Origin of the sequence: Bradyrhizobium sp. cf659 (assembly GCF_900113725.1) — a bacterium.
Classification (GTDB): domain Bacteria; phylum Pseudomonadota; class Alphaproteobacteria; order Rhizobiales; family Xanthobacteraceae; genus Bradyrhizobium.
This window is the reverse complement of the sequence record NZ_FOQJ01000004.1, coordinates 185339-211558: the sequence shown is the minus strand read 5'-3', so window position 1 is coordinate 211558 and position 26220 is coordinate 185339. Positions and strand designations below refer to the sequence as shown.

The 26220-nt window shown below is 64.5% G+C and carries 21 protein-coding genes and 1 tRNA gene; 11 read left to right on the top strand and 11 right to left on the bottom strand.

Annotated features, from left to right (window positions below; genetic code table 11):
- The first annotated feature begins 26 nt into the window (after positions 1–26).
- The 3 genes from BM118_RS20075 to BM118_RS20065 all read left to right on the top strand — a co-directional run bounded on the left by BM118_RS20075 (position 27) and on the right by BM118_RS20065 (position 2323).
- Positions 27–680, top strand: coding sequence for a hypothetical protein (locus BM118_RS20075; RefSeq protein ID WP_092187218.1), 654 nt, complete (start codon positions 27–29; stop codon positions 678–680).
- Positions 681–1154: 474 nt separating this feature from the next.
- Positions 1155–1613, top strand: a complete 459-nt coding sequence (locus BM118_RS20070) for an Rrf2 family transcriptional regulator (protein WP_092187217.1) — start codon at positions 1155–1157, stop codon at positions 1611–1613.
- Positions 1614–1639: 26 nt separating this feature from the next.
- The gene (locus tag BM118_RS20065; protein ID WP_177234484.1) at positions 1640–2323 is read left to right on the top strand and encodes a class I SAM-dependent methyltransferase; all 684 of its coding nucleotides are present in this window, start codon (positions 1640–1642) and stop codon (positions 2321–2323) included.
- 228 nt (positions 2324–2551) lie between these two features.
- Here the strand turns inward: BM118_RS20065 and BM118_RS41510 are convergent, their stop codons facing one another.
- Entirely contained in the window at positions 2552–3193 is a 642-nt protein-coding gene (locus BM118_RS41510; RefSeq protein WP_177234483.1) for a hypothetical protein, read from the bottom strand.
- A 437-nt stretch (positions 3194–3630) separates the two neighbouring features.
- On the opposite strand from BM118_RS41510, the gene BM118_RS20055 reads away from it, so the two are divergent.
- From BM118_RS20055 to BM118_RS20045, 3 genes are all read left to right on the top strand, one after another.
- Positions 3631–4092: a hypothetical protein gene (locus tag BM118_RS20055; protein WP_092187216.1), complete on the top strand. Its 462-nt coding sequence runs from the start codon at positions 3631–3633 to the stop codon at positions 4090–4092.
- 185 nt (positions 4093–4277) lie between these two features.
- Positions 4278–5300 carry an LLM class flavin-dependent oxidoreductase gene (locus tag BM118_RS20050; protein WP_092187215.1) on the top strand — a complete coding sequence of 341 codons (1023 nt, stop codon included), beginning with the start codon at positions 4278–4280 and terminating at the stop codon, positions 5298–5300.
- Between the two features lie 244 nt (positions 5301–5544).
- A complete protein-coding gene (locus BM118_RS20045; protein WP_092187214.1) occupies positions 5545–6573 on the top strand; it encodes an alpha/beta hydrolase in 1029 nt (342 codons plus the stop codon).
- Positions 6574–6827: 254 nt separating this feature from the next.
- Here the strand turns inward: BM118_RS20045 and BM118_RS20040 are convergent, their stop codons facing one another.
- The 6 genes from BM118_RS20040 to BM118_RS20015 form a co-directional block, all read right to left on the bottom strand.
- A complete protein-coding gene (locus tag BM118_RS20040) occupies positions 6828–8144 on the bottom strand; it encodes an aminotransferase class V-fold PLP-dependent enzyme (protein ID WP_092187570.1) in 1317 nt (438 codons plus the stop codon).
- Positions 8145–8290: 146 nt separating this feature from the next.
- Positions 8291–8449 (bottom strand): hypothetical protein, encoded by a 159-nt coding sequence (locus BM118_RS41505; protein ID WP_177234482.1) that lies wholly within the window; start codon positions 8447–8449, stop codon positions 8291–8293.
- 143 nt (positions 8450–8592) lie between these two features.
- On the bottom strand, positions 8593–9843 hold the full coding sequence (locus BM118_RS20030) for a GGDEF domain-containing protein (RefSeq protein ID WP_092187212.1): 1251 nt from the start codon (positions 9841–9843) through the stop codon (positions 8593–8595).
- Positions 9844–9969: 126 nt separating this feature from the next.
- Positions 9970–11013, bottom strand: coding sequence for a zinc-binding dehydrogenase (locus BM118_RS20025; RefSeq protein WP_092187211.1), 1044 nt, complete (start codon positions 11011–11013; stop codon positions 9970–9972).
- A 13-nt stretch (positions 11014–11026) separates the two neighbouring features.
- Positions 11027–11692, bottom strand: a complete 666-nt coding sequence (locus BM118_RS20020) for a class I SAM-dependent methyltransferase (RefSeq protein WP_177234481.1) — start codon at positions 11690–11692, stop codon at positions 11027–11029.
- A gap of 277 nt (positions 11693–11969) precedes the next feature.
- A complete protein-coding gene (locus BM118_RS20015) occupies positions 11970–12626 on the bottom strand; it encodes a glutathione S-transferase (protein WP_092187209.1) in 657 nt (218 codons plus the stop codon).
- A gap of 115 nt (positions 12627–12741) precedes the next feature.
- Here BM118_RS20015 and BM118_RS20010 point away from each other — a divergent pair, with 115 nt between their 5' ends.
- Both BM118_RS20010 and BM118_RS20005 read left to right on the top strand, forming a co-directional pair.
- The gene (locus BM118_RS20010) at positions 12742–13305 is read left to right on the top strand and encodes a TetR/AcrR family transcriptional regulator (RefSeq protein ID WP_092187208.1); all 564 of its coding nucleotides are present in this window, start codon (positions 12742–12744) and stop codon (positions 13303–13305) included.
- Between the two features lie 172 nt (positions 13306–13477).
- On the top strand, positions 13478–15772 hold the full coding sequence (locus BM118_RS20005; RefSeq protein ID WP_092187569.1) for an MHYT domain-containing protein: 2295 nt from the start codon (positions 13478–13480) through the stop codon (positions 15770–15772).
- A gap of 68 nt (positions 15773–15840) precedes the next feature.
- Here the strand turns inward: BM118_RS20005 and BM118_RS20000 are convergent, their stop codons facing one another.
- Positions 15841–16770: a LysR family transcriptional regulator gene (locus BM118_RS20000; RefSeq protein WP_092187207.1), complete on the bottom strand. Its 930-nt coding sequence runs from the start codon at positions 16768–16770 to the stop codon at positions 15841–15843.
- A gap of 106 nt (positions 16771–16876) precedes the next feature.
- Between BM118_RS20000 and BM118_RS19995 the strand changes: the two genes are divergently transcribed.
- From BM118_RS19995 to BM118_RS19985, 3 genes are all read left to right on the top strand, one after another.
- Positions 16877–17632 (top strand): molybdate ABC transporter substrate-binding protein, encoded by a 756-nt coding sequence (locus BM118_RS19995; RefSeq protein ID WP_177234480.1) that lies wholly within the window; start codon positions 16877–16879, stop codon positions 17630–17632.
- 388 nt (positions 17633–18020) lie between these two features.
- Positions 18021–22844, top strand: coding sequence for an NAD-glutamate dehydrogenase (locus BM118_RS19990; protein WP_092187205.1), 4824 nt, complete (start codon positions 18021–18023; stop codon positions 22842–22844).
- Positions 22845–22916: 72 nt separating this feature from the next.
- A complete protein-coding gene (locus BM118_RS19985; RefSeq protein WP_092187204.1) occupies positions 22917–23258 on the top strand; it encodes a hypothetical protein in 342 nt (113 codons plus the stop codon).
- Between the two features lie 32 nt (positions 23259–23290).
- On the opposite strand, the gene BM118_RS19980 is transcribed toward BM118_RS19985, so the two are convergent.
- The 3 genes from BM118_RS19980 to BM118_RS19970 form a co-directional block, all read right to left on the bottom strand.
- Complete coding sequence (locus BM118_RS19980) at positions 23291–24193, bottom strand: hypothetical protein (RefSeq protein ID WP_092187203.1); 903 nt, start codon at positions 24191–24193, stop codon at positions 23291–23293.
- Between the two features lie 20 nt (positions 24194–24213).
- Positions 24214–24290, bottom strand: a tRNA-Arg gene (locus tag BM118_RS19975).
- Between the two features lie 273 nt (positions 24291–24563).
- Positions 24564–26063, bottom strand: a complete 1500-nt coding sequence (locus tag BM118_RS19970; protein WP_177234479.1) for a sensor histidine kinase — start codon at positions 26061–26063, stop codon at positions 24564–24566.
- Between the last annotated feature and the right edge of the window lie 157 nt (positions 26064–26220).

Genomic DNA, 26220 nt, shown 5'->3' with positions numbered 1-26220 from the left:
TCATTCATCGTGAGGGACGATCACCCATGTCTTCGCTGATCGTGATCGGTCGTCTCGACGGGATGGTCCATTGGAACCGAGAGGGGCTTTTCTTCAACCCCGATCGGGCCAACATCAAGGACCTCGGCTTTTGCGACGGCCTGGACCAGGTGATATCGCATCGCTCGCCTCGGCCTGAGCGCCTCCCGTACGATCTCTCGTGTGCAGACAGGTTCCTGTCGTTCGAGCCCGACGACGACAGCTCTTCGATCGGCCGCGTGGACGTCAGCGAGGCCCTGGTCTACGACAACCAGATGCATGCGGAGATCGACTTTACCGGTTTCCGCGTGACGGTGTCGTTGCAAAGGGACGCCTACCAGGCCTATCTGAACTATGTCGGCGACGTGCGAAAGCCTGAGCTCGGTGATCAGGATTCGTGGCAAGGCTGGATTCTGCTTCGCATTCCGTCGCAGCCCTTCGAATTTCCGATGCCGCGCGGCGGCGCTGACCCGTGGCAGATCGCGAAGCCGGTCGTCGGCCGGCTGAATCCGATCAAGCAATTCGTCTTCGATGAGATCGAAATCCAGGTGCTTTGCGACGAGCAAGGTCGCCAGGTGACGTTCGACGATGCCGCACGCCAGGCGCGTCCCGGCTGGCAGCCAGCCTTGTCGCTGCGGATGCAACGGAGCCCGACCGTTTGATCGCGGATCAGCATGCTTCGCCCGACATGACGGGTGTCAGGCGTTGCGCACGCCTGGCGAGGCGGACAACGACGAACTCGCGAGACGCAGTACGGCCCGCTTCTTTCGCGCCGTCAAACAAAAATGTCGAAAACAACCCCATGCACAGTAGCCGGCATGAGCGGGATCAATGGCTTAAGCGCATTGCGAAGAGATCGACCCGTCGGGCAAAAGGTCGTTGCACCGTCGGGCAACACAGGCGCAAGATAGCATCATCGGCGGATTGGATGGATCGTCCCCAACCGCTCCTATCGATATCCTCGAGCGTCACACCGCGGCCCGCGCGCAGGCTGTTGCGCGCCTGTTCGACGCGCGAGGATCATGCTGCAACGGTGTTCGAACCCGTCTTCCGGCCTGACAGATAGCGGGACAGATCATCCTTGCTTCGAGAGAAATCAGTTGACCTTTTCGCCATCATGCAACATATAAAGTTACATGAAAAGAGACAGCCGATTGTCCGGCGTGCTCCACGTCCTGCTGCACATGGCGCAGCAGCCCGGTCCCTTCACGTCCGAGACGCTGGCGAAGGCGATGGACACCAATCCGGTGGTGATCCGCCGCATCATGGCGGGCCTTAGGGACCTCGGCTATGTCCGCTCCGAGAAGGGACATGGCGGCGGCTGGACGCTCGCCTGCGACCTTTCGAAGGTGACGCTGCGCGACGTCTACATCGCACTCGGCAATCCCCCGCTTCTGGCCATGGGCCATCGGACGGAAGCGCCGGGTTGTCTTGTCGAGCAGGCCGTCAATGCCGCGCTCGACCGGGCCTTCGGCGATGCGGAGGTGCTGCTGTTGTCGCGCTTTGGCGAGGTGACGCTGGCCATGCTGGGCGACGATCTGCGCAAGCGCCTCGGGGCGCGAAAGCATCAAGGCATGAGCGCGCATCACGCGTAATCGGCTCCCTTCAGCAGGACGACATCGTGACCGACAACCAGAACGCGTTCTCCGATCCGCAGGCGGTGGCGAAATATACCGAGGGACCACCGCGGTTCGTTCCCGGCTACAATTCCATGCTGTCCATGACGGCGATCCTGCTGGCCGAGCGCGCGCGTGACGATGCGCGAATCCTCGCCCTCGGTGCCGGAGGCGGCCTGGAGTTGAGGGCTTTCGCGCAGGCGCAGCCGCGCTGGACCTTTGACGGTGTGGACCCCTCGGCGGCGATGCTCGATCTCGCGCGGCAAACACTGGGCCCACTGGCTTCGCGCGCGCATCTTCACCGAGGCTATGTCGACGATGCCCCGGAGGGGCCATTCGACGGCGCCACGTGCCTGTTGACCCTGCACTTCGTCGATGTCGCGGAACGGCGTCGCATCGCCTCCGAAATCCGCCGCCGTCTCAAGCCGGCCGCGCCCTTCGTGGTGGCTCATTTCAGCATCCCCGATGGCGACGATGAGCGGCCGCTTTGGCTGTCGCGATATTCGGCGTTCCTGGCAGCATCCGGCGTCGAGCCGGAGAAGGCGGCGGCTGCGCGCGACGCCGTCACGAACCATCTGGAGATCCTCACGCCCGCGCAGGATGAGGCAATTCTGCGTGACGCTGGCTTCTCCGAGCCGACCCTGTTCTACACCGGATTCACCTTCCGCGGCTGGGTGGCCTACGCCTGAGACGTCACGGCTTCGTCGACACGGTGCGCATTCATGCAAAGCCGGACCCGCCGGGACGTGCAGACATGATCCCTTAGCCCGCGAATGAGGCGGTGTCCGTTCTGCCTTCAAAACCAGACATGGCCAGTACGCCCCTGCGAATCGGCAAAGGGCCAACAACGGACCTGCCTCTCCGACCCGTTTGGGATGATCCGAGGCGGGTGGTTTCGTGGACCGTTCAGGCGCTCCTTACCGCTCAATCGCCATCCAGCGTCCGAGGGTTTTCATTTCAAGCGGAACCCAGCGCGATTTCGTCTCACTGGCGCGAGCGATTTCGAACCAGATGCGCGGCGTCTTCCGGGCGATAGAGATCGTGTTGGAAAGCTTCTGATGTGGCTTGACGGGCCGCGGACGCGGAATGGCTACGTCGCCGGCCATAAAACCGCACGCCAAGAGCACGCGATCCGCTTCGGGTTTGTCGATTACAGCGGCTTGCAACTGTTCCCTGAGATGATCGAATGTGATTGCGGTGAGGCGGATATCGGCGAAGACCGGGGTATGGCTCGAATAGTGCTGCAGTCCAAGCTCTCGGGCCTCGTTGAGCTCGCGGAGATCGAAGGCGCTGCCTTCCAACTCGGCATTCCCCCCACGTCGCTGGATTACGATATTGTCCAGGTCCCTCAATCTATACTCGTCTTCGTCAGCACAGAAATCAGCGGCCTGTGTGACGAAATCGAGCCGATTCTGCCAATGGGGCAACCAGAACTCTTCGACGAGGGGTCCACACCAGGCATCCTCCTTGATCGACGGTTCAAACAGCAGCGTCAACCGGCGTTCCTGCCGCCAATCAGCGTGCCATTGGTCTTCCGAAACGATTTCGACGTCTTTCATGCGGCGACCCCGGAGTTTTCTTATCGCATCCACACAGCCCAACGCGTTGCGGATGGTATCAGGCAACTCTCTGCCTACGAAAGAGCTTGCAACAAGTCGGCTCGTCGATTTGCCGGTAGAAAACAAGCGAGTCCGCTAGGGGTCAAAAGCAGCGGTCGTCCAATCGGTCATGCGGTGTCCGGCCTCCCTCAAACAGCAGACATGACGATCGCTCTCGTGGCGCTCGGCTCGGGGGCCACTGACGGACCATTTTCGCGTGACCAAGTACGGTCTGCTCGCGGAAGCCGACACGAGCGGCGGCATTATCGGCACGTGCGGGGGCATCACCGACGTTAACCCTGTCGGCAAATGATTCGTCGCAAGTCGGCAGCCGTCGACAAGTTGCCTCATTGGCGCGGAGAATTTTCAGGGGCACGAATCTGGGTCAGAGGCGCATTATGCTGAGAATGGCGTTGTTGGGCCTCCTCATCCTGTTGAGTGTAGGAATGCTGTCGGCAATGGAGCTGAGAGCGCCACCGCGTCGCGCGGCCGCGATCGTGCAGCCGCTTGCCGAGCAAGACGCCGGCACTTCTGCTTCACACGACGCCCTGGCGAAGGCTGACCGCCTCGACGTTGCCGCCGTGAGCAGCGCGATGCCGACACAGACTGCTTCGGTGGAAGACCGCGTTGCTCCGCCAGAAGACGCCCATATCGGCTCGTCCGAGCCGGAGCCGATCGTCCGTCATCGGCATAATCCGAAAAAGATCGCGACCGCTGGACGTCCCAAGCCGAAGGCACCCGTTGTCAAGCGAACTGCCAACTTCCAGCGCTCAAAGGCCGCAAGCAATGCGGAGCCCTGTCGGCTCAAGGCGTTTGGTGGCTTGCGCAAGGCATTGAATTTGACCGGTTGCGACATCTGAGGACACTTCCCGGCGTGGCCGATTGAAGTTGAGCGATCTGAGTTCGTGGCCCGCTGTCGGGCAGCAGTCCAAACCGCGCCTAATCTGCTTTCCCCAAAGAGGGCTTGCGGGTACACACCCCGTATTGCCATCTTTCCTCCGATCGACGTCTCGCAAACCCTTCCGATCATCCATATGTTGCCCGGATGAAAAAGATCGGATTTCTGTCCTTCGGACACTGGACGCCCTCGCCGCAATCGCAGACCCGCTCCGCGGCGGACACGCTGCTGCAATCCATCGAGCTGGCCGTCGCGGCGGAACAGCTCGGCGCGGATGGCGCCTATTTCCGCGTGCATCATTTCGCGCGCCAGCTCGCCTCGCCCTTTCCGCTTCTGGCCGCCGTCGGCGCCAGGACCAGCAAGATCGAGATCGGCACCGCCGTGATCGACATGCGCTACGAGAATCCGCTCTACATGGTGGAGGATGCCGGCTCCGCCGATCTCATCGCCGGCGGGCGGCTCCAGCTCGGCATCAGCCGCGGCTCGCCGGAGCAGGTGATCGACGGCTGGCGCTATTTCGGTTATCGCCCGGCCGACGGCCAGAGCGACGCCGACATGGGCCGGCGCCACGCGGAGGTCTTTTTGGACCTGTTGCGCGGCGAAGGTTTTGCCGAACCCAATCCGCAGCCGATGTTTCCGAACCCACCGGGGCTGCTGCGCCTCGAGCCGCATGCGCAGGGCCTGCGCGAGCGGATCTGGTGGGGCGCCGGCTCCAATGCCACCGCGGTCTGGGCGGCGAAGCTCGGCATGAACCTGCAGAGCTCGACGCTGAAGAACGACGAGACCGGCGAAGCCTTCCACGTGCAGCAGGCCGCGCAGATCCGCAGCTTTCGCGCCGCGTGGAAAGAGGCCGGCCACACCCGCGAGCCGCGCGTGTCGGTCAGCCGCAGCATCTTCGCGCTGATGAACGATCGCGACCGCGCCTATTTCGGTGGTGAGCGCGGAGGCGAAGACCAGATCGGCTTCATCGACCCGCAGACGCGGGCGATCTTCGGCCGCTCCTATGCTGCCGAACCTGATGTGCTGATCGAGCAGCTGCGGCAGGACGAGGCGATCGCCGAGGCCGATACGTTGCTGCTGACGATCCCCAACCAGCTCGGCGTCGCCTATTGCGCGCATGCGATTGAGGCGATCCTGACACACGTTGCGCCTGCGCTCGGCTGGCGCTGAGAGATATGGCGAAAGCCGTGCACCACATGTCGGCCAATTCGCCACCATTGATCTGTTGACCCAATGCGCCAAGGGCGTGTCGGCCCATCATTGATGGGCAACCGCCACCCAGGCGTTGGAACTTCGTCGCATCGCTCGACACGCGACCTGCCAGGACGCTGCTCCGCCGTCTTCTCGCCCCCATTGTCATTCAGGGAGCTAGGCGGGGCGGCGCTATGGTGGGCATAGTTCCCAAAGGTTCCGTGTGATCGTCCGACAGCTTCTACAACGCGACTCTCATCATTCCCTTTCGCGCCGCGCGCTCCTGCGCGGGCTTGTCTCGGCAGGCAGTATTCTCGCGCTGGGCGGATGCGCAGGCTTGGGCGCGACCGGCGCGCGCTACGACGCGTCGTCCCTTTCCGGTGATCCCACACTGCTCGTCGCCACCACGCGAAAGCCCGTGAAGGGCGGCCGCACGAAACCCTGGTTCGGGCCGGAGCGCGCGACCGCAATGACGGTCGCGCGGGCAAGGCTGGTGGCGCCGGACGAGAGCCGACTTTCCCTCGCCTCGGTCGGACTGGGCGATTGGCGCCTTGATCAGGTCGAACCGGTGCAAGCCGAAATTGGCGATCTCCTTGCGCAGGGCGGCGCGGGAGGAGACGTGCTGATCTATGTGCACGGCTTCAAGCAGACATTCGAGACGGCCGCGCTCGACGCCGCCCATCTCTCCGATGGGATCAAGTTCCGCGGCCGGACCATGGTGTTCTCCTGGCCCTCCAAGGCAGGATTGTTCGACTATGCCTATGACCGGGACAGTGCGATGTGGTCCCGCGACGATTTCGAACGCGTGCTCTCTTCCCTCGTGTCGACGTCAGGCGGCGGCCGCGTGCACATCGTTGCGCACAGCATGGGGACCATGCTGACGCTCGAGAGCCTGCGTCAGCTCTATGCGCGATACGGCGACACTGTCACGAGCAGGATCGGGACGGTCGTGTTTGCCGCACCCGACATCGACATGGACGTGTTCACGTCGGCGATCCACCGCATCGGTCCGCTTGCCGGTAAGATCACCGTGATCGCCGCGACGAACGATCGCGCTCTGGCTCTGTCGGGACAAATCGCGGGTGGAATGACCAGGGTCGGCGCCGCCGAGAAGGCTGTCATCCAGCGGCTCGGCGTGCGCGTGGTCGATGCTTCCCAGGAAGGCTGGAGCATCATCAATCACGATCTGTTTCTATCGAGCGCGGAAGTGCAGCGGGAGATCCGCCGTTCGATCGACAGTACGGCCGCGTAAGAGCACGCACTTGCGGCGCATTGTGGACTTCCCGATGGACGCCGGGCGCAGCGATGCCGCGCCTGCCGCGGCGTTGGCCCTGCATCACCTCCTTCACACCCGCCTCGATCAACAGCTTCGCCGCCGCAAGCGCCGACTGCGCGGGCCGTCTTCGGACTGCTGGCCGGTGACGTAGATGCCTTCGGTCAGCATCAGCAGGGCGTCAGCGCTCGGGTGGCATTGAGACGATCGGAGGCGGGCGCCCGCCCTCAAGCTCACCCCGTCTTCGTACCGGTGATGACGGCCAGCGCCTCGACGAGGCGGTCGAGATCGGCCTCGTCGGTGAAGAGCGCCGGCGTCACACGGATGCATTGGCCCTTGGCGACGCCGGCCCGGCGCACCGTCATGACCCTGTGGCTGTCCCGGAGCTTCGCCACGATAGCCTCGTTGTCGGCCTTGCTGGTCTTGCCGGCGAGGCGAAAGGACGTGATCGCGCCATATGAGCCGGCTTCATCCGGCGTCAGGATCTCGATGTCCTTGAATCCTCGGGCGCGGCTCACCCAATAGTCGCGCAGATGGCGCAGGCGGGCTTGCTTGGCCGCGGCGCCGATCCGCTGATGCAGCGCCACGGCCGTCGGCACCGTCAGCACCGTGGCGAAATTGACCGTGCCGGTATGAACCCGCGAGCGGATATCGGTCTCCGCAAAGTCCTCGTCGCCCATGTCACGGTCGATGTCGGCGAGGCGGTCCTTGCTGATGTAGAGAAAGCCCACACCGAGCGGCGCGCCGATCCATTTGTGCAGATTGAAGCCAACGAAATCGGCCTCGAGCTCGCCGACCCGGAAGTCGATCTGTCCCCACGAATGCGCGGCGTCGACGATGGTGTCGATGCCCTTCGCCTTTGCCATGCGGGCGATCTCGGCGACCGGCATGACGAGGCCGGTGCGATGGCTGACATGGGTCAGGAGCAGGAGCTTTGTCTTCGGATTCGTCTCGATCGCACGGGCGTAGGCGTCGAGCACCGCCCGGCGGGTGGCGGGCTCGGGCACATCGAACTTGACCACGTCGACACCGCGGCGCGCCCTAAGCGCGTTCATCGCATACTGCATCGAATCATAGTCGAGGTCGGCATAGAGCACGCCGTCGCCAGGCTTCAGCCTGTTGTAGCCGCCGATGAGGAGCTGCAACGCTTCGGTCGCGCCGCGGGTGAGCGCGATCTCCTCGGGCGCCGCGCCGACCGCCTCCGCCACTTTGGTACGCACCGCCTCGAAATCCGCACCCGCGCGCTGCCGGGCATAATAGGTGTTCTGATAGTTGATCATGTCGGACTGGCGGATGAACTCGCGCCTCACGGGCTCGGTCATGATGCCCCAATAGCCGTTCTCGAAATTGACGACATCAGGCGTCACGGCATAGAGCCGCTTCACGTCCGCCCAATAGGCATTGTCGGTGGCGGCCGCGACGGCCGAACCGGTCGGCGGCGAGAGGCCCTCGGCCGCCATCGCCGGCGCCGCGAGCGGTGCCAGGGTCGCGGCCGCGAGGCCCTTCAGAATCGACCGGCGGTCGGGCGAAATTGTCTCAGTCAGATGCATATCAGCCTCCACGATGCGCGGCGAAAGGAGCAGCAATCGATAGAGCGCAAATGACAAAGCGGTGACAATTCGATGATGTCCGGCGCGTCCTGCGCGCGAACACGAGCCCTGGGACGGGAGACGAAGCGCGCCTTGCCCGCACGTTCTCAGAATAGAGCGGCCTTCAGCGCCTGCCTGTAGATCATCACCGCTACGACGGAGAGCAGCGCACCCGCTGCCGCGAACATCATGATGACTTTCAGAGTTTCGACCGCGACGTTGGTTCCCGTCGCACGGGATATCGCCCTTGCCAGTGCAGCCATCATCGCCAGCTCCGGGTTGGGCCGCTCGTCGGCGGGGCCCAAGCCGATCTAGCGCAATTGGCCGCATTTGCCTGTGAAGCAGATTACAGGTGATCTTGCCGGCTGCGCCGACGGCGCGAGCCGCCGCGATCGATCTTCAACCGAAATCAGGCTGCCGCCCGTTTCGTTGCGCCTCGCGCGTGTTCGGAGGCCGGGACCAGACGGTCGGGCGCGTCGGGCACGAGCGGAACACGTTCGTTGACGGCGACCTCGACCCGATTGCGGCCAAGCGCCTTCGCCGTGTAGAGCGCCTTGTCGGCGCGCTCGCAGAGCACCTCGATGCCGGCGGGCTCACTCTCCGCATGCGCCAATCCGATGCTGACCGTGGCTGCGACCGGGACGCCGTCCACGGCCCGCGCCGCCGCGGCAAAACTGTCGCGCACGCGCTCGGCAGCCGCAATCGCCGCCTGACGGTCGGGCCCGCTGACGATGGCGGCGAACTCCTCGCCCCCGAGCCGACCCGCAAAGCCGCCGCGCGGCAGGTTGGCGGACAGTGTCTGCGCGAACAGCCGCAGCACGCGGTCGCCCATCGCATGGCCATGGTTGTCGTTGATGGCCTTGAAGAAGTCGAGATCGAACAGCAGGAACGCGACCGTCCCGTTCGCGGGCGCCTTCAGGCGTTGCTCGCCCAATTCCAAGAAGGCGCGGCGGTTGGCGAGGCCGGTCAGTGCGTCCGTCATCGCGGTGCGCTTGTGCGCGAGCTCGCTCCGCTCCTTGGTGAGCGCGAGAAACAGGTAGTTGATGGCGATGACGAAGAGCAGGGTGAAGGAGCTCACGATCGCGAACCAGAACGACTGGAGCGCCTCGAAGCTCGTGACCGGCACTGCTGCGAGCGGGCGCATCAATGCGAGCGGAACGCGAACGAGAAACAGGCCGCCGCCGAACGCGGTGAGCACGATCAGCGGCCAGCGCGACAGCAGGGGCTCGGCGCGGCCGGTCCACAGCACATAGGCACAGCCGAGCGAATAGAGACCGATCGCGGCCGACACGATGATCATGCGCGCCGTGGCGGACTCGTACAGCGCCGGGGTCTGGCAGGCCGCGATCCACGTCACCGCGCCGGCGAGCAGGAGGGCGGGACTCGGGCGCCTGCCTTCGAAGCAACGTGCTCCCTCCAGCATCAGCGCACAGGCGGTGAACAGCACCATATAGGCGACATCGACCGAATAGACGTCCGGGATCACCCCCCGCAGGCAGAGCAGGCCGAGCGCGGCCGCCATCACCAGCACCGCGCCGCCCCACCAGGCAAGGGCACGTACCGCGCGGTTTTGCAGCCACGCGAAAAACGTCAGCCCGCCGAGCAGCACCATGACTGCCAGCATCAGCACGTAGATCGTCGGGACGTAGAGCAGCGACATGATTCCCACCGGGTCGCTCGCCCTATACCAAGACACCGCTACGATTTGCTTGCGATGATTGGTAAACGTCGTCGTAACGTTCCGGGACTTCAATGCCGCTTTCGCCCGCCGGCAGTGCCGCAGCGCTCAGCTGATGTTGAGGAGGATTCGCCCCGACTTGCCGCTGCGCATCAGATCCAGCGCGTCGTTGATGTCGTCGAGCGCGAACTCGTCGGTCACGATGCCGCGGTAGCTCACCTTGCCGGCATCGCTCAGACGAACCAGACGTGGGATATCGCGCGCGGGCTGGCATTGCCCGCCTTCCGAGCCCTTCAGCACCTTCTCGAAGTGCAGCGGCAGCGTATAGATTTCGGCCTTCTCGCGGGGAACACCGACAAGGATGCAGCGGCCTTTCTTCGCCGTGATCTCGTAGGCGAGCTCGATCAAGTTCTTGACGCCGGTGGTCTCGACGACCTTGTCGGGTCCGTCGGCCCCCGTGATGGACCGAACCTCGGCGGCCACATCCTTCACCGTCTCGGAATTGATGGTGTGGGTGGCGCCGAACTGCCGGGCCATCTCGAGCTTGTTGTCGAGGCGGTCGATCGCAATGACAGGCCAGGCGCCGACCATCGCGGCAAATTGCACGATGTTCAGCCCGACGCCGCCGACGCCGAACACGACGACGGCTTCGCCGATGGCGATCTGCGCGTCGTTGTTGACGACGCCGAGCGCGGTGGTCACCGCGCAGCCGAGCAGCGGCGCGCTGCTGCGATCGATCGAGGCGGGAACGGGCGTGACGCGATTTTCCGACACCACGGCGTATTCATTGAAGGTGGTGACCCAGCCCGCGTTGAGGCGCTTGCCGCGCCAGGAATAGACCGGCGTATTGGACTGGACGCCCTTGCCCGGCCGCCAATGCATGACGACGGTGTCGCCCTGCTTGCAGGAGACGACGCCTGGTCCGGTTTCGACGATGGTCGCCAGCGCTTCGTGCCCCAAGAGGTGCGGCAGAAACTTGTCGACGCCCTTGACGGCGTCGATCTCGTTGATCTGTGCGCCGCAGATGCTCGACGTGTGCACGTGCGCAAGCACCTGGCCGTGCTCGAGCGTATCAGGCAGGGTGAACTCGTCGATGATCAGCGGCTTGCCCGATTCGACGAGAATCGCAGCCTTGGCAGTCTTGATATCCATGAGCTGCGCCCGGTCACTCGAAATAGATGAATTCGTAATCGCCCGTGTAGCCGAGCTTTCCGTAGAGCCAGATCCATTCCGAGGTGTGCAGGATGGACTCCGCCGTCAGCGCCCAGCATTCGAGGTTGTGCAGTTCGGCAACGTTCCGATAGCCCTCGACCATGACGTATTTGTTCTTCCCGACCCGCTCGATCTCCTTGAGCGCGGCATCGAGCTCGTAGAGCCTGAGATTGTGCAGCGTGCCGAGCGAGATGACGAGGTCGAAACTGTCGTCGCCATAGGGATAGACGTCCTGGGCGCGATAATCGAACAAATACGGCCTCACCTGCTCGTGCGAATTCGCAAGACCGTGCTTGGAGATATCGAAGCCGACCACCTTCAAGCCCGGCAGGATCTTCTGCATCTCGTACAGCAGGAAGCCCTTGCCGCAGCCGACGTCGAGCACGCTGGAGCCATCCTTCAGGCCATAGGTCTCGATCAGCGCCTTGGCGACCGGCGCCCAGCGCCCTTCGATGAAGCGGTAGCCGCCATAGCCGAAGCGACGATCGCCATCCCAGTAATCGGCTTCGTATTCCCGCGCCTTCAGCGAGCAGCCGATCTTGTCGTCGTTCATGCGGCCCATGTAGTCGCGCTTGGTCGCGGTATGCAGTGGCGTCACAATATTCAATAGTCGTCCCATTGAGCCCTCGGATTCCAACACGCGCTGAGATTGTCTTGACCGGCCTGGGGAGCCCAGCGTCGTGACCAGCGACTCGCCCTAGCATGTGTGCCTGAAGGTCGTCATTGTTTCAGATCAATGATCGTGCAGCGACGCCGTCCACAACGTGCAAATGCGCACGACAGACGTCGGCCGGTCAGGGATCGATTGCTCCGCCGCATCGACTGAGAGCTTGATCGATGCGACAAGTTCGAACCCACCTGCTTCGACAGGCGTTCGCGGCGGCGCGGCCGTGATGTCAGGCGGACGTTTCGGCCGGCTCCGACATCGTCACCCGGTTCTTGACGCTGGGGCGCTCCTGCATCCGGGCGTACCAGGCCCGAAGAGCCCCGCACTCCGCAGGCACCGGCAGCTTCAGGAGCTCCGCAAAGATCAAGCCGCCGATGACCGCGATGTCGGCCATCGAGAAGGCCTCGCCGGCGACGAACGGCTGCTGTTTCAGAATGCCGTCGAAGTAGTGCATGCCTCTGAAGGCCTTGTCGCGCTGACGCAGGCCCCACTCGGCGTTCTGATAGATCTCGACCTCGGGCCCAAGCCCGGGCGTTGCGTGATGAAAGTACACACTGATGGCGTCGAGCAGCTCCAGCTCGGCGCGCTTGTTCATCATGTGGATCACGCCCTTCTCGCGCGGCGTCCTGCCGGTGAGCACGGGCGCACCGTCGAGCGCGTCGAGATATTCGGTGATGGCGGTGCATTCGCCGATGAAGGTGCCGTCCTCGAGCTCGAGCACCGGCAGCGTGCCCGAGTAGTTCTTGGCGAGGAACTCGGGTTTCTTGTGCTCGCCCTTGCGCAGGTTGACCGACACGAATGTGACGCGCGGCCGCAGATTCTTCTCGGCGATGGCAATGCGGACGCGGGCCGGATAAGGGCCGGTGGCCCAATCGTGGATCTTCATCGCTGAACCTCTTTGCTTTATCTACCTGCCACTTGGTAGGCAACTATAGCCTTCAAAACCCTGCGGTCAAAGCCTATCTGTCACTTGGTAGATAACGAAGCGGTGAGATGCCGACATGAGTTCCAACGCGCGGGAAGCCATCCTGGCGGTGGCCAAACGCACCGCACAGGCGCACGGCTATGGCGGCCTGAACTTCCGCGACCTCGCCGCTGAAGTCGGAATCAAGGCCGCCAGCATCCACTATCACTTTCCGAGCAAGGCCGATCTCGGCGCGGCAGTCGCCAGACGCTACTGGGAGGACACCGCGGCGGCGCTCGAAGCCATGCTGGCCGAAACCCCCGATCCCCTGCGCTGCCTGCACCGCTATCCCGAAATCTTTCGCAGGGCGCTCGAAAACGGCAACCGCATGTGCCTGTGCAGCTTCATGGCTGCCGAGCATGACGACCTGCCGGACGCGGTGAAGCGGGAGGTGCAGGCCTTTGCCGATGTGAATGTCGCCTGGCTGAGCAAGGTTCTGTCCGCTTCGGCGCCGGCCGGTTCCAAGGAGAGCGATCGGCGGGCCCGCGCGATCTTCGCCGCCATCGCCGGCGCCCAGCTCCTTGCGCGGAGCCGGTCGGATCTCTCGCTCTACGACGCCTTGATCGACAGCTACCGCGCGGCCGGTCTGCTGCCGGCATGACGGATGGTTCCCGCGGAATCGCCCCGATGACAGAGTGGCGGCAACGCACGATTGCGTGCACCATGGCGGCCGATTCGAACTTCGTGGACGCCTTGGTGCCGCGGACGATCTCGGTGTCGGGGGAGGACTTCATGCGTAAACCCGAACGCAAGCCCGGCTAGTGTTGGCCGAAATGCATCATCATGCGGCGTTTCACGATCCCGTTCTGGTCGCGTTATCGATTCTGATCGCGGCCCTCGCCTCCTATACGGCGCTGGACCTGGCGACCCGGATGCGAGCAGCTTCGGGAAGGGCCCGCCGATCCTGGCTGGTCGCCGCGGCGATCGCCATGGGCGGCGGCATCTGGTCGATGCATTTCGTCGGCATGCTGGCCTTCAGCCTGCCCGGGATCGAGATCTCCTACGATCCATTCCTGACTCTGCTCTCGCTGGTCATTCCGATTGTCGTCGCCGCTGCCGCCTTTGCCGTTGTCGGACGACGCCCGCAGGTGCTGCTCGCATCCGGCTTCGCGATGGGACTTGGCATCTCCGGCATGCACTATACCGGCATGGCCGCGATGCGGATGGCGGCCCTCATCCAATATGATCCCCGCTGGGTCGTGGTCTCGATCCTGATCGCGATCAGCGCCTCGATCGTGGCGCTCTGGCTCGCCTTTCGCAACACCAACGCGGTGCAGCGGCTGTTCGCGGGCCTGGTGATGGGCCTTGCGATCTCCGGCATGCATTACGCCGCGATGGAAGGCGCCATGTTCGTGCCGACGAGCACCATGGCCCGGCAGGCAGGACATCTCGGCGTCGGTCAGGCGCCGCTCGCGTTCCTGCTCGCCGGCATCACCATCATGATCCTGAGCATCGGGATCGCGGCGGCCGTCTATGACAGGGTATCGGCGGAGCGCGCCCAACGCGAGGCCGACGCGCTGAGGCGCAGCGAAGAACGCTTTCGGCTGCTCGTCGAAGGTATCGTCGACCACGCGATCTTCATGCTCGATCCGGACGGGCGCGTGGGCAACTGGAATCTCGGCGCGCGCCGGCTGATGGGCTATGGCGACGACATCGTCGGGACGAGCTACGCCATTTTTCACACCGAGGAAGATTGTGCGGCCGAGACGCCCGCGCGCGCGCTCGTCGAAGCCGAGCGGGAGGGGAAGTCCGCCATCGAAGGCTGGCGGGTGCGCAAGGACGGCAGCCGCTTCTGGGCGGAGGCAACGATCGTCGCGGTCCGGAACGAAAGCGGCGCAATCGCCGGCTTTGCCAAGATCGTGCGCGACGTCAGCGAACGGAGACGGGCGCAGGAAGCGCTGGATCGCGCGCGCGAAGCACTGATGATGTCGCAGAAGATGGAGACCATCGGCCAGCTCACCGGCGGCGTGGCCCACGACTTCAACAACCTGCTGGCGGCCGTTCTCGGCAGCCTCGAGCTTTTGAAGAAGCGCCTGCCGACGGGCGATCCGAAGATCGAGCGCCTGGTGGAGAACGCGATGCAAGGCGCGGCGCGCGGCGCCTCCCTGACCCAGCGCATGCTCGCTTTCGCGCGCAAGCAGCACCTCAAGCCGGCGGTCGTCGATGTCGGCGAGCTGGTGCGCGGCATGGCGTCATTGCTGAAATTCGAGGCCGGAATTGGTGTCGAGACGCGGTTCCCGATGCATCTGCCGAAGGTGAAGGTCGATGCCAACCAGCTCGAATTGGCGATCCTCAACCTCGCGGTGAACGCGCGTGATGCGATGCCGGACGGCGGCCTGATCACCATCGCCGCGCGCGAGGAGCTGGGCGAAGGCGGCCTTTCGGGCAGCGGTTATGTCGTGCTCTCGGTGAGCGACACCGGCTGCGGCATGAGCGAGGAGATTCTCAAGCACGCCCAGGAGCCGTTCTTCACGACCAAGGGCGTCGGCAAAGGCACCGGGCTCGGCCTGTCGATGGTCCACGGACTTGCCGAGCAGTCCGGCGGCAGGCTCGTCCTGAAGAGCCGTCCCGGAGAGGGCACGACGGCCGACATCTGGCTGCCGATCGCCGAGGCGACCGCGGTGCCAGACCCGCGCACGGCGGCTCCGGCACCCGTAGCCCGGGCCAGCCGGCAGCTTTCCGTGCTCGTCGTCGACGACGACCTCCTGGTGCTCGAGAACACCGCGGCGATGCTGGAGGATCTCGGGCACATCGTGGTCGAGGCGCTCTCGGGCGATGAGGCACTGGCTTTGCTCCGCCGCACGCGCACCGTCGACCTGGTCGTGACCGACTATGCCATGCCCGGCATGACCGGCCTGCAGCTCGCCGGCGCCATCGCTGCGGAGCGCCCGGAGACGGTCATCCTCCTCAGCACGGGATACGCGGACCTCCCCAGCGACGCCCGATCCAGCCTGCCGCGCCTGGCAAAGCCGTTCGACCAGGCCGCACTTGCGAAGGCGATCGAGGCGGCGATGGGCGAGGAAGAGCCGGCCGGATCCGTCGTCGCGTTTCGGCCGAAGAGCGCATGAATGCCTGATGATGAATGGCGCGCCATTGCCCATTGCCGATGACGGCATGCAGGTTTGATCCGCCATTTTCAGAACCGCTTGGCCTCCACGCGAAGGGCGCTCAGAAACGCCCCCGTGCCGGCACTCAAGGTTCGGTCCTTCAGTTTGAAGACGGCAGTCGGGAACTCCCACCTCGGCAGCTCGACCCGAAGTGGTTTCAGGAGGGCACGCCAGGGTTGGAACGCGAGCACGGAGCCGGGAACGAGAGTCAGGAAGCGACCGCCAAGGAGCAGGCCCGCTCGGAGATTGAAGGAATTGCTGAGAATCCGGTTCGTGGGCGGCGAGAGGCCTTCGGCGGCGCATGCCTTCATGAGGGGCGAGCTTTCGTCGAGCTCGAACGGCGAGATGATCCAAGGCTCGCCGAGCAACTGACGCAGTCGCAGATTGCGACGGGCGATCCAAGGGTTTCCAGCGCCCGCCACGACGACAAGCCGCTCGTGGTAGAGGTCCTCGACTTCGATATCTGACTCCGGCGTGCCGCGGATGAGCCGGGTGACGGCCAGCTCGCCCCGCCGCTCGCGGAGATAAGCCTGAAGTGTGGACGGCGTGATGGCCTCGACATGGAATTGCAGGTGGGGATGCCGCTGCGCTACACGCTCGATTGCTGCGGGGACGAGACCCGCCGCCCAGATCTCGCTAGCCGCGATACGCACCTCGCCGGTGCCCGGCTTTGCCATCGCTTCGATTGCTTCGACGCTGCGGCGCAGTTCGTCGAACACGGCAGCGGCATGCTTCGAAAGGGCAATCCCGTATCCGGTAAGCTCGCTGCCGCGGGAAAGCCGGTCGAACAATGGCACGCCAAGCGTACGCTCGAGACCCGCGATGGTGCGCGAGACGACGGGGCGTGAAACCGACAAGCGCTGCGCGGCTTTTGCCATGTTGAGCTCTGCGGCGACAACGAGGAATACGTGTAAATCGCGCGGCGACAAGCGCTGCCCGATGCGATCCGGCCAATTCATCTGACGTACCTAAATTGCTACGCATCAGTGACAAATGAGAGCTTCAGGCTACGCCTGCGCCTTGCTAACCTCCAGCGCAAATGCAAGGCAGGGTATTGGAAGAGCCATGAGGAAATCGATCGTAGCCGCACTCATCGTCAGCGCGGCTTACCTTGGTCCATCACCTGCGGCGGCCGATGAGATCGTCGTGTTCAGTACGCCGTCCTTGAAGCCCGTATTGGATCATCTGGGCCCGAAGTTCGAGGGATCGACCCGGCACACGCTCAAGTTCACTTACGCGGCCGTCGCAGCGCTGAAGCGTGAGATCGATGGCGGCGCGGCATTCGACGTCGCTCTGCTGTTGCCCGCCGCGGTCGACGACCTCATCAAGGAGGGAAAGGCCGCGCGCGCCTCCCGAACCGATCTCGCTGTCGCCCTGGTCGGCGTCGCCGTCCGCAAAGGGCTCCCGAGACCCGACATCAGCTCACCCGATGCGCTGCGACGATCCTTGCTGGCGACCAATTCCGCCGCCTACGGCGCGGACAGCGCCAGTGGAAAATACTTCCTCAGCTTGATCGACCGTCTCGGCATCGGCCCGCAGATGCAGACGAAGCTCAAGACGGTCAGCGGAAATCCGGTCGAAGCCGTGGCGCGCGGCGATGCCGATCTGACCGTCATCACCGTACCCAACATCGTCACCGTTCAAGCGGTGGAATTTGCAGGCGTGCTGCCATCGCCTCTACAGAACGTCACCACTTACACCGCGATGGTTTCTGCCGCGGCTGAGAACTCCGCGCCCGCCAACGCTTTCGTCCAATATTTGAACTCGGCCGACGCTACTGCTGCCTTCATTGCCAACGGGCTGCAGCGGCCAGCGCCGTGAGGCCGCGCGATTGGCGACCGGCGAGCCCATTCTATTTGATTGCGATCACCAAGATCGCCGCAGGCAGGTGTCCGCCACAATCGCAAAAACGGCGGGTTTCGGCTTGCCAGTTTTATACCGAAATGGCGCGCCATCGGGAACAAAACCACGAACTCCTACACGATTGAAACTCCTTGTGATTTTGCAAGTGCTCACGGCGCAGCGATCCTCGCCGCCGCCTTCGGCCTTAAGCACGCCTCATAACTCTGCGCGCCATGGCGGCTTCGGGATGCTAGTATCGTGAAGGCCGCAAGACCGACGCGATCGAAATACGGTCGAGACGATGGCGCGCGAAGAGACGCACTCCAAAAACAACGCCTGACCGCATTTGCGGTTCGTCGGCCGGGATATGGAGGACGCTATGGCATGGCGCGACGACAAGGCCCGGGCAACTCTGATCCACGACGCGGCGGAAAGCGTGCAGCCGGGCAAGGCCCCCCGGACCTTTGCCGAGCTTCTGTTCGGCTACACCAATAGCGAGGATCTCGCCAACTACGATGCCTCCTCGCTTGCCCTCCTGGCCGAGCAAGCCTGGGAGCACGTGCAGCGGCGCACGGCCGGTCGCGCCGATATCCGCATCGTCAATCCGGTGATGCCGGATGGGCGCGAGATTTCCGTGCTCGAAATTCTCAACGACAACATGCCCTTCCTGTTCGATTCCACCATGGCTGAAATCGCCGAGCAGGGCATCGAAGTCACCCTCGTCGCTCACCCCATCATCGCGGTGGAGCGCGATGACCAGGGCAAGCTGCTGCACTTCTACGGTGAAGCCCTCCCGGAGGGAGCAAAGGGCGCGCGCGAGAGCCTGATTCACCTCCACATCACCCGCCTGGACGCCGACGCTGACCGCGACAGGCTGATTGACGGCCTCACCAGGACGTTGAGCGACGTGCGCGCCTGCGTCGTCGACTGGCGCGCCATGCGCGACCGGGTCGAGGACGCGATCAAGACTTTCTCGTCCAATCCGCCGCCGCTGCCGATCGACGAGGTCGCCGAGGCCAACCAGTTCCTGCAATGGCTGTGTGCGGACAATTTCACCTTTCTCGGCGTGCGCGAATATCGCTTCTCGCCCGAGAGCGACGTGTCGGATGACATCACGACCGCCGAGGGCCTCGGCATCCTCCGCGATCCCGATGCGAAGGTCCTGCGCCGCGGCAACGAAATGGTGGTGATGACGCCGGAAATTCGCGAGTTCATGCGCGAGCCGACCCTGCTGATCGTCATCAAGGCCAATGTGAGCAGCCGGGTTCATCGCCGCATCCGGATGGATTATGTCGGCATCAAGCTCTATGCGCCCGACGGCCGGCTCGAGGGCGAATTGCGTGTCGTCGGGCTGTTCACCTCGGGCGCGTATACGCGCTCGGCACGACAGATCCCCCATGTCCGCCACAAGGTGACACGGGTGCTCCAGCGCGCCGGCTTCGACCCGAACAGCCATTCGGGCAAGGCCTTGATGCATATGCTCGAGGAATATCCGCGCGACGAACTCTTCCAGGTCGATGTCGACACCCTCTTCAATTTCGTCATGGAGATTTTGATCCTCTATGAGCGCCCCCGCGTCCGGGCGCTGGCCCGGGTCGACAAGTTCGATCGCTTCGTCTCCATCCTCGTCTTCATTCCGCGCGACAAATACGACACCGACGTGCGCACGCGCGTCGGCGCCTTCCTGTCGCAGAGCTACAAGGGGACGCTGTCGGCCTCCTACGTATCCTTCCCCGAAGGAGCATTGGCGCGCGTCCACTACATCATCGGACGCTATGAAGGTAAGACTCCCGCCGTCGAGCGCGCCGCGCTGGAAGCCGGGATCAGCGCCATTGCCGCGACCTGGGCCGACAAGCTGAAGGCCGCGCTGGCTGCGTCGACCGATGGCATGCGGGCGCGCATGCTCGCCAATCGCTATGCCCAGGCCTTTACCGGCGGCTATACCGAAGTGTCCACGGCGGAACAGGCGATCGCCGATATCGCCACCATCGAGAAGCTCACGCCAGCCCGCCCGGTGACGATTTCGGTTCACCGCTTCGAGGAGGACGATCCCAGGCGCTTCGGCCTGAAGGTGTTCTCGGATGCCGCGCCGCTGTCATTGTCTTATCGCGTGCCGGTGATCGAAAATCACGGCCTGCGCGTGGTCGACGAACGCACCTATCAGATCGTGCCCGGCAACAGGCCCGAGCCGGTATGGCTGCACGACATGACGATCGAGACCAGCGACGGCCAGCCGATCGAGATCAGCCGGGAATTCAGCCATCGCCTGGAAGCCTCAATCATGGCGGTGGTCACCGATCGCGCCGAATCCGACGGATACAACGCCCTGATCCTGCGCACGGCCCTGGGCTGGCGGGAAGTCTCGACCATCCGGGCGCTGTCGCGCTATTTGCACCAGATCCGCGCTCCGTTCACCCAGGACTATATGTGGGAGACCTTGCGCAAGAACGCCGCGATCACAGCCAACCTCGTCGCGCTGTTCCAGGCCCGCCGCGATCCGCGCCTCGTCCTTACCGATCGCGAGCGTTCGGCGCGCGAGACAACTCTGCTTGCCGAGATCGAGGAGCAGCTCAAATCCGTCGCCTCGCTCGATGAAGACCGCATCCTGCGCCGCTTCACCAATCTGGTGCAGTCGACCATCCGCACCAATTTATGGCAGGTCGGCCGGGACGGACATCCGCGTCCGGTGATCTCCTTCAAGTTCGACGCGCGCAAGATCGAGGACCTGCCCCCTCCCCGACCACTCTATGAGATTTTCGTCTATTCAACCCGCGTCGAAGGCATTCACCTGCGCTTCGGCAAGGTTGCGCGCGGTGGCTTGCGCTGGTCCGATCGGCCGCAGGATTTCCGCACCGAGATCCTCGGCCTGGTGAAAGCGCAGCAGGTCAAGAACGCCGTGATCGTGCCGGTCGGCGCCAAGGGCGGCTTCGTGCCCAAGCGCCTGCCGCCGCCCTCCGATCGCGAGGCGTGGCTCGCGGAGGGCACCGAAGCCTATCGCATCTTCGTTCGCTCGCTGCTCGAACTCACCGACAATCTCGACGGCGACGTCGTCGTGCCGCCCGACTTGACCGTGCGGCATGACGGCGACGACCCCTACCTCGTCGTCGCCGCCGACAAGGGCACCGCCACCTTCTCCGACATCGCCAATGCGATTTCGGCCGAGAAGAACCATTGGCTCGGCGATGCCTTCGCCTCTGGCGGCAGCCAGGGCTACGACCACAAGAAGATGGGGATCACGGCGCGCGGCGCTTGGGAAGCGGTCAAGCGCCACTTCCGCGAGCTCGGCACCGACATTCAGACCATGCCTTTCACCGTGGTCGGCGTCGGCGACATGTCCGGCGACGTTTTCGGCAACGGCATGCTGCTCTCGCCGGCGACAAAGCTCGTCGCGGCATTCGATCACCGCGACATCTTCATCGATCCCTCGCCCGATCCCTCGATCAGCTTCGCCGAACGCAAGCGCCTGTTCGACCTGCCGCGATCGAGCTGGCAGGACTACAACAAGACGCTGATCTCGCAGGGCGGCGGCGTGTTCTCGCGCACGCTCAAGGCGATCCCGCTGGCACCGGAAGTGCGCACCCTGCTCGATCTCGACAAGGAGCAGGCCACACCGTTCGAGGTGATGACGGCGATCCTGAAGGCGCGCGCGGACTTGCTGTGGTTCGGCGGCATCGGCACCTACATCCGGGCATCGGCGGAGAGCGACGATCAGGCCGGCGACCGCGCCAATGATCCGATCCGCATCACCGGGACCGAGGTTCGCGCCAGGGTGATCGGCGAAGGCGCCAATCTTGGCGTGACCCAGCGCGGCCGCATCGAAGCGGCGCAGAAGGGCGTCAGGCTCAACACCGACGCGATCGACAATTCGGCCGGCGTGAATACGTCCGACGTCGAGGTCAACATCAAGATCGCATTGGCGCGCCCCGAGCGCGAGGGACGCCTCAGCCCAGCTGACCGCAACACCCTGCTCGCGGCGATGACCGACGAAGTCGGCACGCTGGTGCTGCGCAACAACTACCTCCAGACGCTGGCGCTCTCGCTTGCCGAACGCAAGGGCGTGGCCGAGACCGGCTTCCTCACCCGCCTGATGCAGTCGCTCGAGCAGCGCAGCCTGCTCAGCCGTGCCGTGGAATTCCTGCCCGACGACGCCGCCATCACCGAGCGCACGAGGCGCGGCCAAGCCCTGACACGGCCGGAGCTTGCCGTATTGCTCGCCTACGCCAAGCTGACACTCTACGAAGACCTGCTCCTCACCGGCGTGCCTGACGATCCTTATCTCGCCCGCAGACTGTCCCTTTATTTTCCGCGCGAGGTTCTCGACAGATTCCCGACCGCGGTCAAGCTCCATCGCCTCCGACGCGAGATCATCGCGACCAGTCTCGTCAATGCCGTGATCAACCGCGGGGGCCCGGCCTGCATCGTGCGCCTGACCGACGAGACCGACGCCGATATCTCGACCATCGTCATGGCGCAGGTGGCGGTGGACGCGATCTACGAGCTCAGGCGACTCAATGACGCGATCGACGCGCTCGACACACGTATCGACGGGCAGTTGCAGCTCAGCCTCTACGCGGCGATCCAGGATCTCCTGCTCTCCCGCATGGTCTGGTATGTGCGCAATGTCGATTTCAAGGCTGGGCTGAGCGCGATCAACGCCCGATTCGGCCCTGCCGTCCGCGAGATCGCGGCCTCCCTCGACAACGCCCTGCCGCCGGACCTGCAAGCCGCGCGCGGCAAGCGTCGGCAGGACCTGACCGATGCCGGCGTCCCGATCGGCCTCGCCGGCGAATTGGCGGACCTCGACGCCCTGGTCTCGGCGCCTGATATCGTGACGGTCGCCGAGCGCACCAGCCGCAGCATCCGCGATGCCACTGCGACGTTCTTTGCCGCCGAAGCCAATTTCCGTCTCGACCGCATCATCGCCGCCGCGCGCAGCGTGCCGGCCAGCGATCATTTCGAACGCCTGGCCATCGACCGCGCCGTCGAACTGATCGCGGCAGCCGAAAGGCGCCTGACCGCGGATATGCTGGCAACCGGCCAATCCGGTCAGCAGGCTGTGGAGACCTGGCTTGCGGCTCATCCCGAGGCGACGCGCATCCGCCGCGCGGTCGAGGAGATCGCCGCCGGTGGCCTGACGCTCGCCAAGCTCATGGTGGCCGCGAACTTGCTGGGGGACCTTGTCAAAGCCTGACGGGCGCGCAACAGCGCCCGCGAGTCCGCAATGTCGGGGGCAGGATTGTTAGCCGGTGAACGGAGGGACCCGATGATCCACGCAACGTGCCATACCGCCGATAACATCCGCTGCCTCGAGTTCGATGCCACACCATGGTTCAGCGAGGCGAACGCTCCGAGCATTGTCGATTTGGCTCAACGAGGCTGGGCCAGCACGGCGATTGCGGACTCCCTCGAGCGCCGACGAGGATACGAAGGCCTGCACGACCTCGTTGAATATGCGGCGAAGCGCCTGCAACCCGACACGATCGAGGATCCAGCCTGGGAAACCTTCGCGTGTCTCGTCGATGGACCGGAGGCAATGGCCTGGCTCGAGGAAAACCGGCCAGACGTTGCGGCAAGAATTCCGATCCGAAGCCGCGGTCAGCCCTGAGCAATTCCGCGTTTCTAAGTCACGCGGCGCCGTTACAGTTTTCCATAGACTCGCCCGGCGACCGCCTTCAGGCGCTCGACCGAGCCGGACTCCGGATGCGGCTTGACCGGCGCGAACAGGATCGAAGCCTGCCTGCCGTTCTTCCAGACATAGATGTTGACGGCGTTGCCGTTGCCCTTGGTGCAGGAATGCTCGCCGAACGCTTCACTGCCGAGCTCGGGTATCGCCACGTGTTTGCACGGGCCCGTGCGCTTCATCATGCTGACGACGGTGTCGCGCGAGATCGCGATCACCGCGACGGTCATGGTGTTGGCCTCGCGATCGAACATCATGCAGCTGCCCGCGCCAGTCCGCTGGACCGTCAGCGTGCCCTTGTCGAGAAAGCCGTCGGCATCCGCGGCCGTGAGCCACTCGCAATTGCCGAACCGCTCGCTGCTCTTGCTCACCTTCCCGATGGCAACGCGCGCAGCTTCGGTGATCGGTCCGAGCAGCGCATCGTCGGCACGCCGGCCGATCGGATAGACGCTGATCTGCAGAATGTAATCGCCGGACAAGGCGACGACCGAGGCCTCCTGGCGCTGCGCGCCGGCGGCGCTCGTCCCGCCCTGGCCTTCCTCGCCGATCCCGGACACCGCGTTCAGCGGCATGCGCTCGCCGAGCGTCTTGACGAAGGTCGCATACAATTCCCTGGCGCGGTCCTTGTCGGGATTGCGGAACACGCTCAACATCATCGTGTCGCCGCGGCCGGCCTGGTAGATGCAGCCGCGGCCGTCCTGATTTGAAATCAGCGACCATTTGAGCGCCGGCATCGCGCCGGCGAGCTCCTGCGCGCTGATGAACGGGCAGGTTTCGGCCGCGCGCGCGGGAAGGACCGGGACGGCTGCGATTGCTAGAAACAGGACGAGGCAGGAGAACAGACGATCGATAGTACGCATGGGACAACTTACTACCGAAATGGCGCGCCCGGAACGATTCGAACGTCCGACCCTCAGATTCGTAGTCTGATGCTCTATCCAGCTGAGCTACGGGCGCGTTTTCGCAAACAGCGATAGCGGGCATGGCCCGCACGCAGCCCCCGGCGGAGCCGGAGGGGGTGCGAAAGAGCGCTCTGACTAACCGCTCTTGTCGCGGTTGGCAAGGTCCGGGATGGGGAGATTTTCGCGTATTTCCACCTCCCTGGCCGTCATTCCGGGGCGCGACAAAGTCGCGAGCCCGGAATCCATAACCACCAGCAGGGGTTATGGATTCCGGGCCCGACCCTTCGGGTCGCCCCGGAATGACGAGAGGCTGTCGGCCGCTGGCCGACTACGCCCGCGCCCGCTCGTTGCGGATGGAGAGCAGTTCCACCGGGCGGTCGGGGATGACGATCCGGAAGGTGGCGCCGATGGTGCCTTCGACCAGGTGGATGTCGCCGCCATGGGCGCGGACGAGCTCGGCGGCGATGGCCAAACCAAGCCCGCTGCCGCCGGGGCGGCCGGAGGTCTGGAACGCCTCGAACAAATGGTCGCGGGTCTTCTGGGGGACGCCGGGGCCGGTGTCGGAGACCTCCAGGATGGCGACGGCGCCCTCGCGCTTGCCCGTGATCCGGATCTGCTGCGCGCCACCGTCGCCGGAGGAATGGCTTTCCAGCGCCTGGGCGGCGTTGCGGACGAGGTTGAGCAGCACGCGGAACAGCTGGTCGGGGTCGGCATCGACCGCGAGCCCGCGCTCGATCGCGGCGACCCAGGCGATCGAGGCATCGCTGGCAAGGCCAGCGGTCTCGCGCACTTCCAGCACGACAGGCTCGATCAGGATCATGCGGCGGTCGGGCGAGGCCTCCTGGGCACGGCCGTAGGACAACGTCGACTGGCAGAAGGCGATGGCGCGCTCGAGCGAGCGCACGAGCTTGGGCGCAAAGCGCTGCACCCGCGGATCCGGCACGCTGGCGAGCTGGTCCGACAGAAGCTGCGCCGAAGCCAGCAAATTGCGCAGATCGTGATTGATCTTGGAGACGGCGAGGCCGAGTGCGGCAAGCCGGCTCTTCTGATGCAGCATCGACATCAAATCGCGCTGCATGTCCGACAATTCGCGTTCGGCGACCCCGATCTCGTCGCTGCGCTGGCTCGGCACGATGATCCGCGCCGAGCTCTCGGGGTTTTCGTGGAAGCCGACCAGGCTCGCGGTCAGCCGCCGCATCGGCCGCACGAAGAGATAGTGGAGCGCGAGATAGACGAGGCCCGCGGTCAGCACCCCGATGATCAGCGCGACCACGACGACATTGCGGGAGAAGCGGTACATCGACTGCCGCAGCGGCAATTCGTCGGTCACGATCTCGACGAACTGGGCATTGCCGACACCGGGGCCGACGATGCGGATGGCCTGATTGCCGGTCTCCAGCATCATCTGGAACGAGCCGGTGATCGCCTCCCACACGGTCATGTCGCGGAGGTCAACGTCGTGCTCGATCGCGGCGGGCAGATTGTCGCTGGCGAGCAGCCGGCGCTGCTGGCCCATCTTGATGGCGACGGCGCGGGCATTGATGCTTTTCAGGATCTCGCGCGACAGCGAATCGGGAACCATGCCGAGCGGCGCGGCGTCGAGCACCAGCGCCGCCGTGTTGGCCGCGGCCACGCGGTCGTTCAGCCGGTTGACCCAGAAGTTGGCGATGGCGGGCACGTAGAGCAGGACGGCCGCGATCATCACCAGGGGGACGGTGAGCAGCAGCAGCTTGCCCGACAGCCCAAGCCCGGCAGGCCCACGCGGCCGGATCGCCGGCGGGTCCCCCTGATCCGTATCCTGGATCGGCTGGAGGTCTGTCGCTGCCACGAAATTCGTCCTTACTGACTTGGCCGGTGAACGATCTGGCGGAGGAAGGATGCGGCCCGCCCCCGGTCCGGTCAAATTACGGATCGCTAATCTCCCAAGGTGGGATGTAAGCGCTGATACGGCGAGTCGCTACCTCAACGATTAAAAACCCCGCACA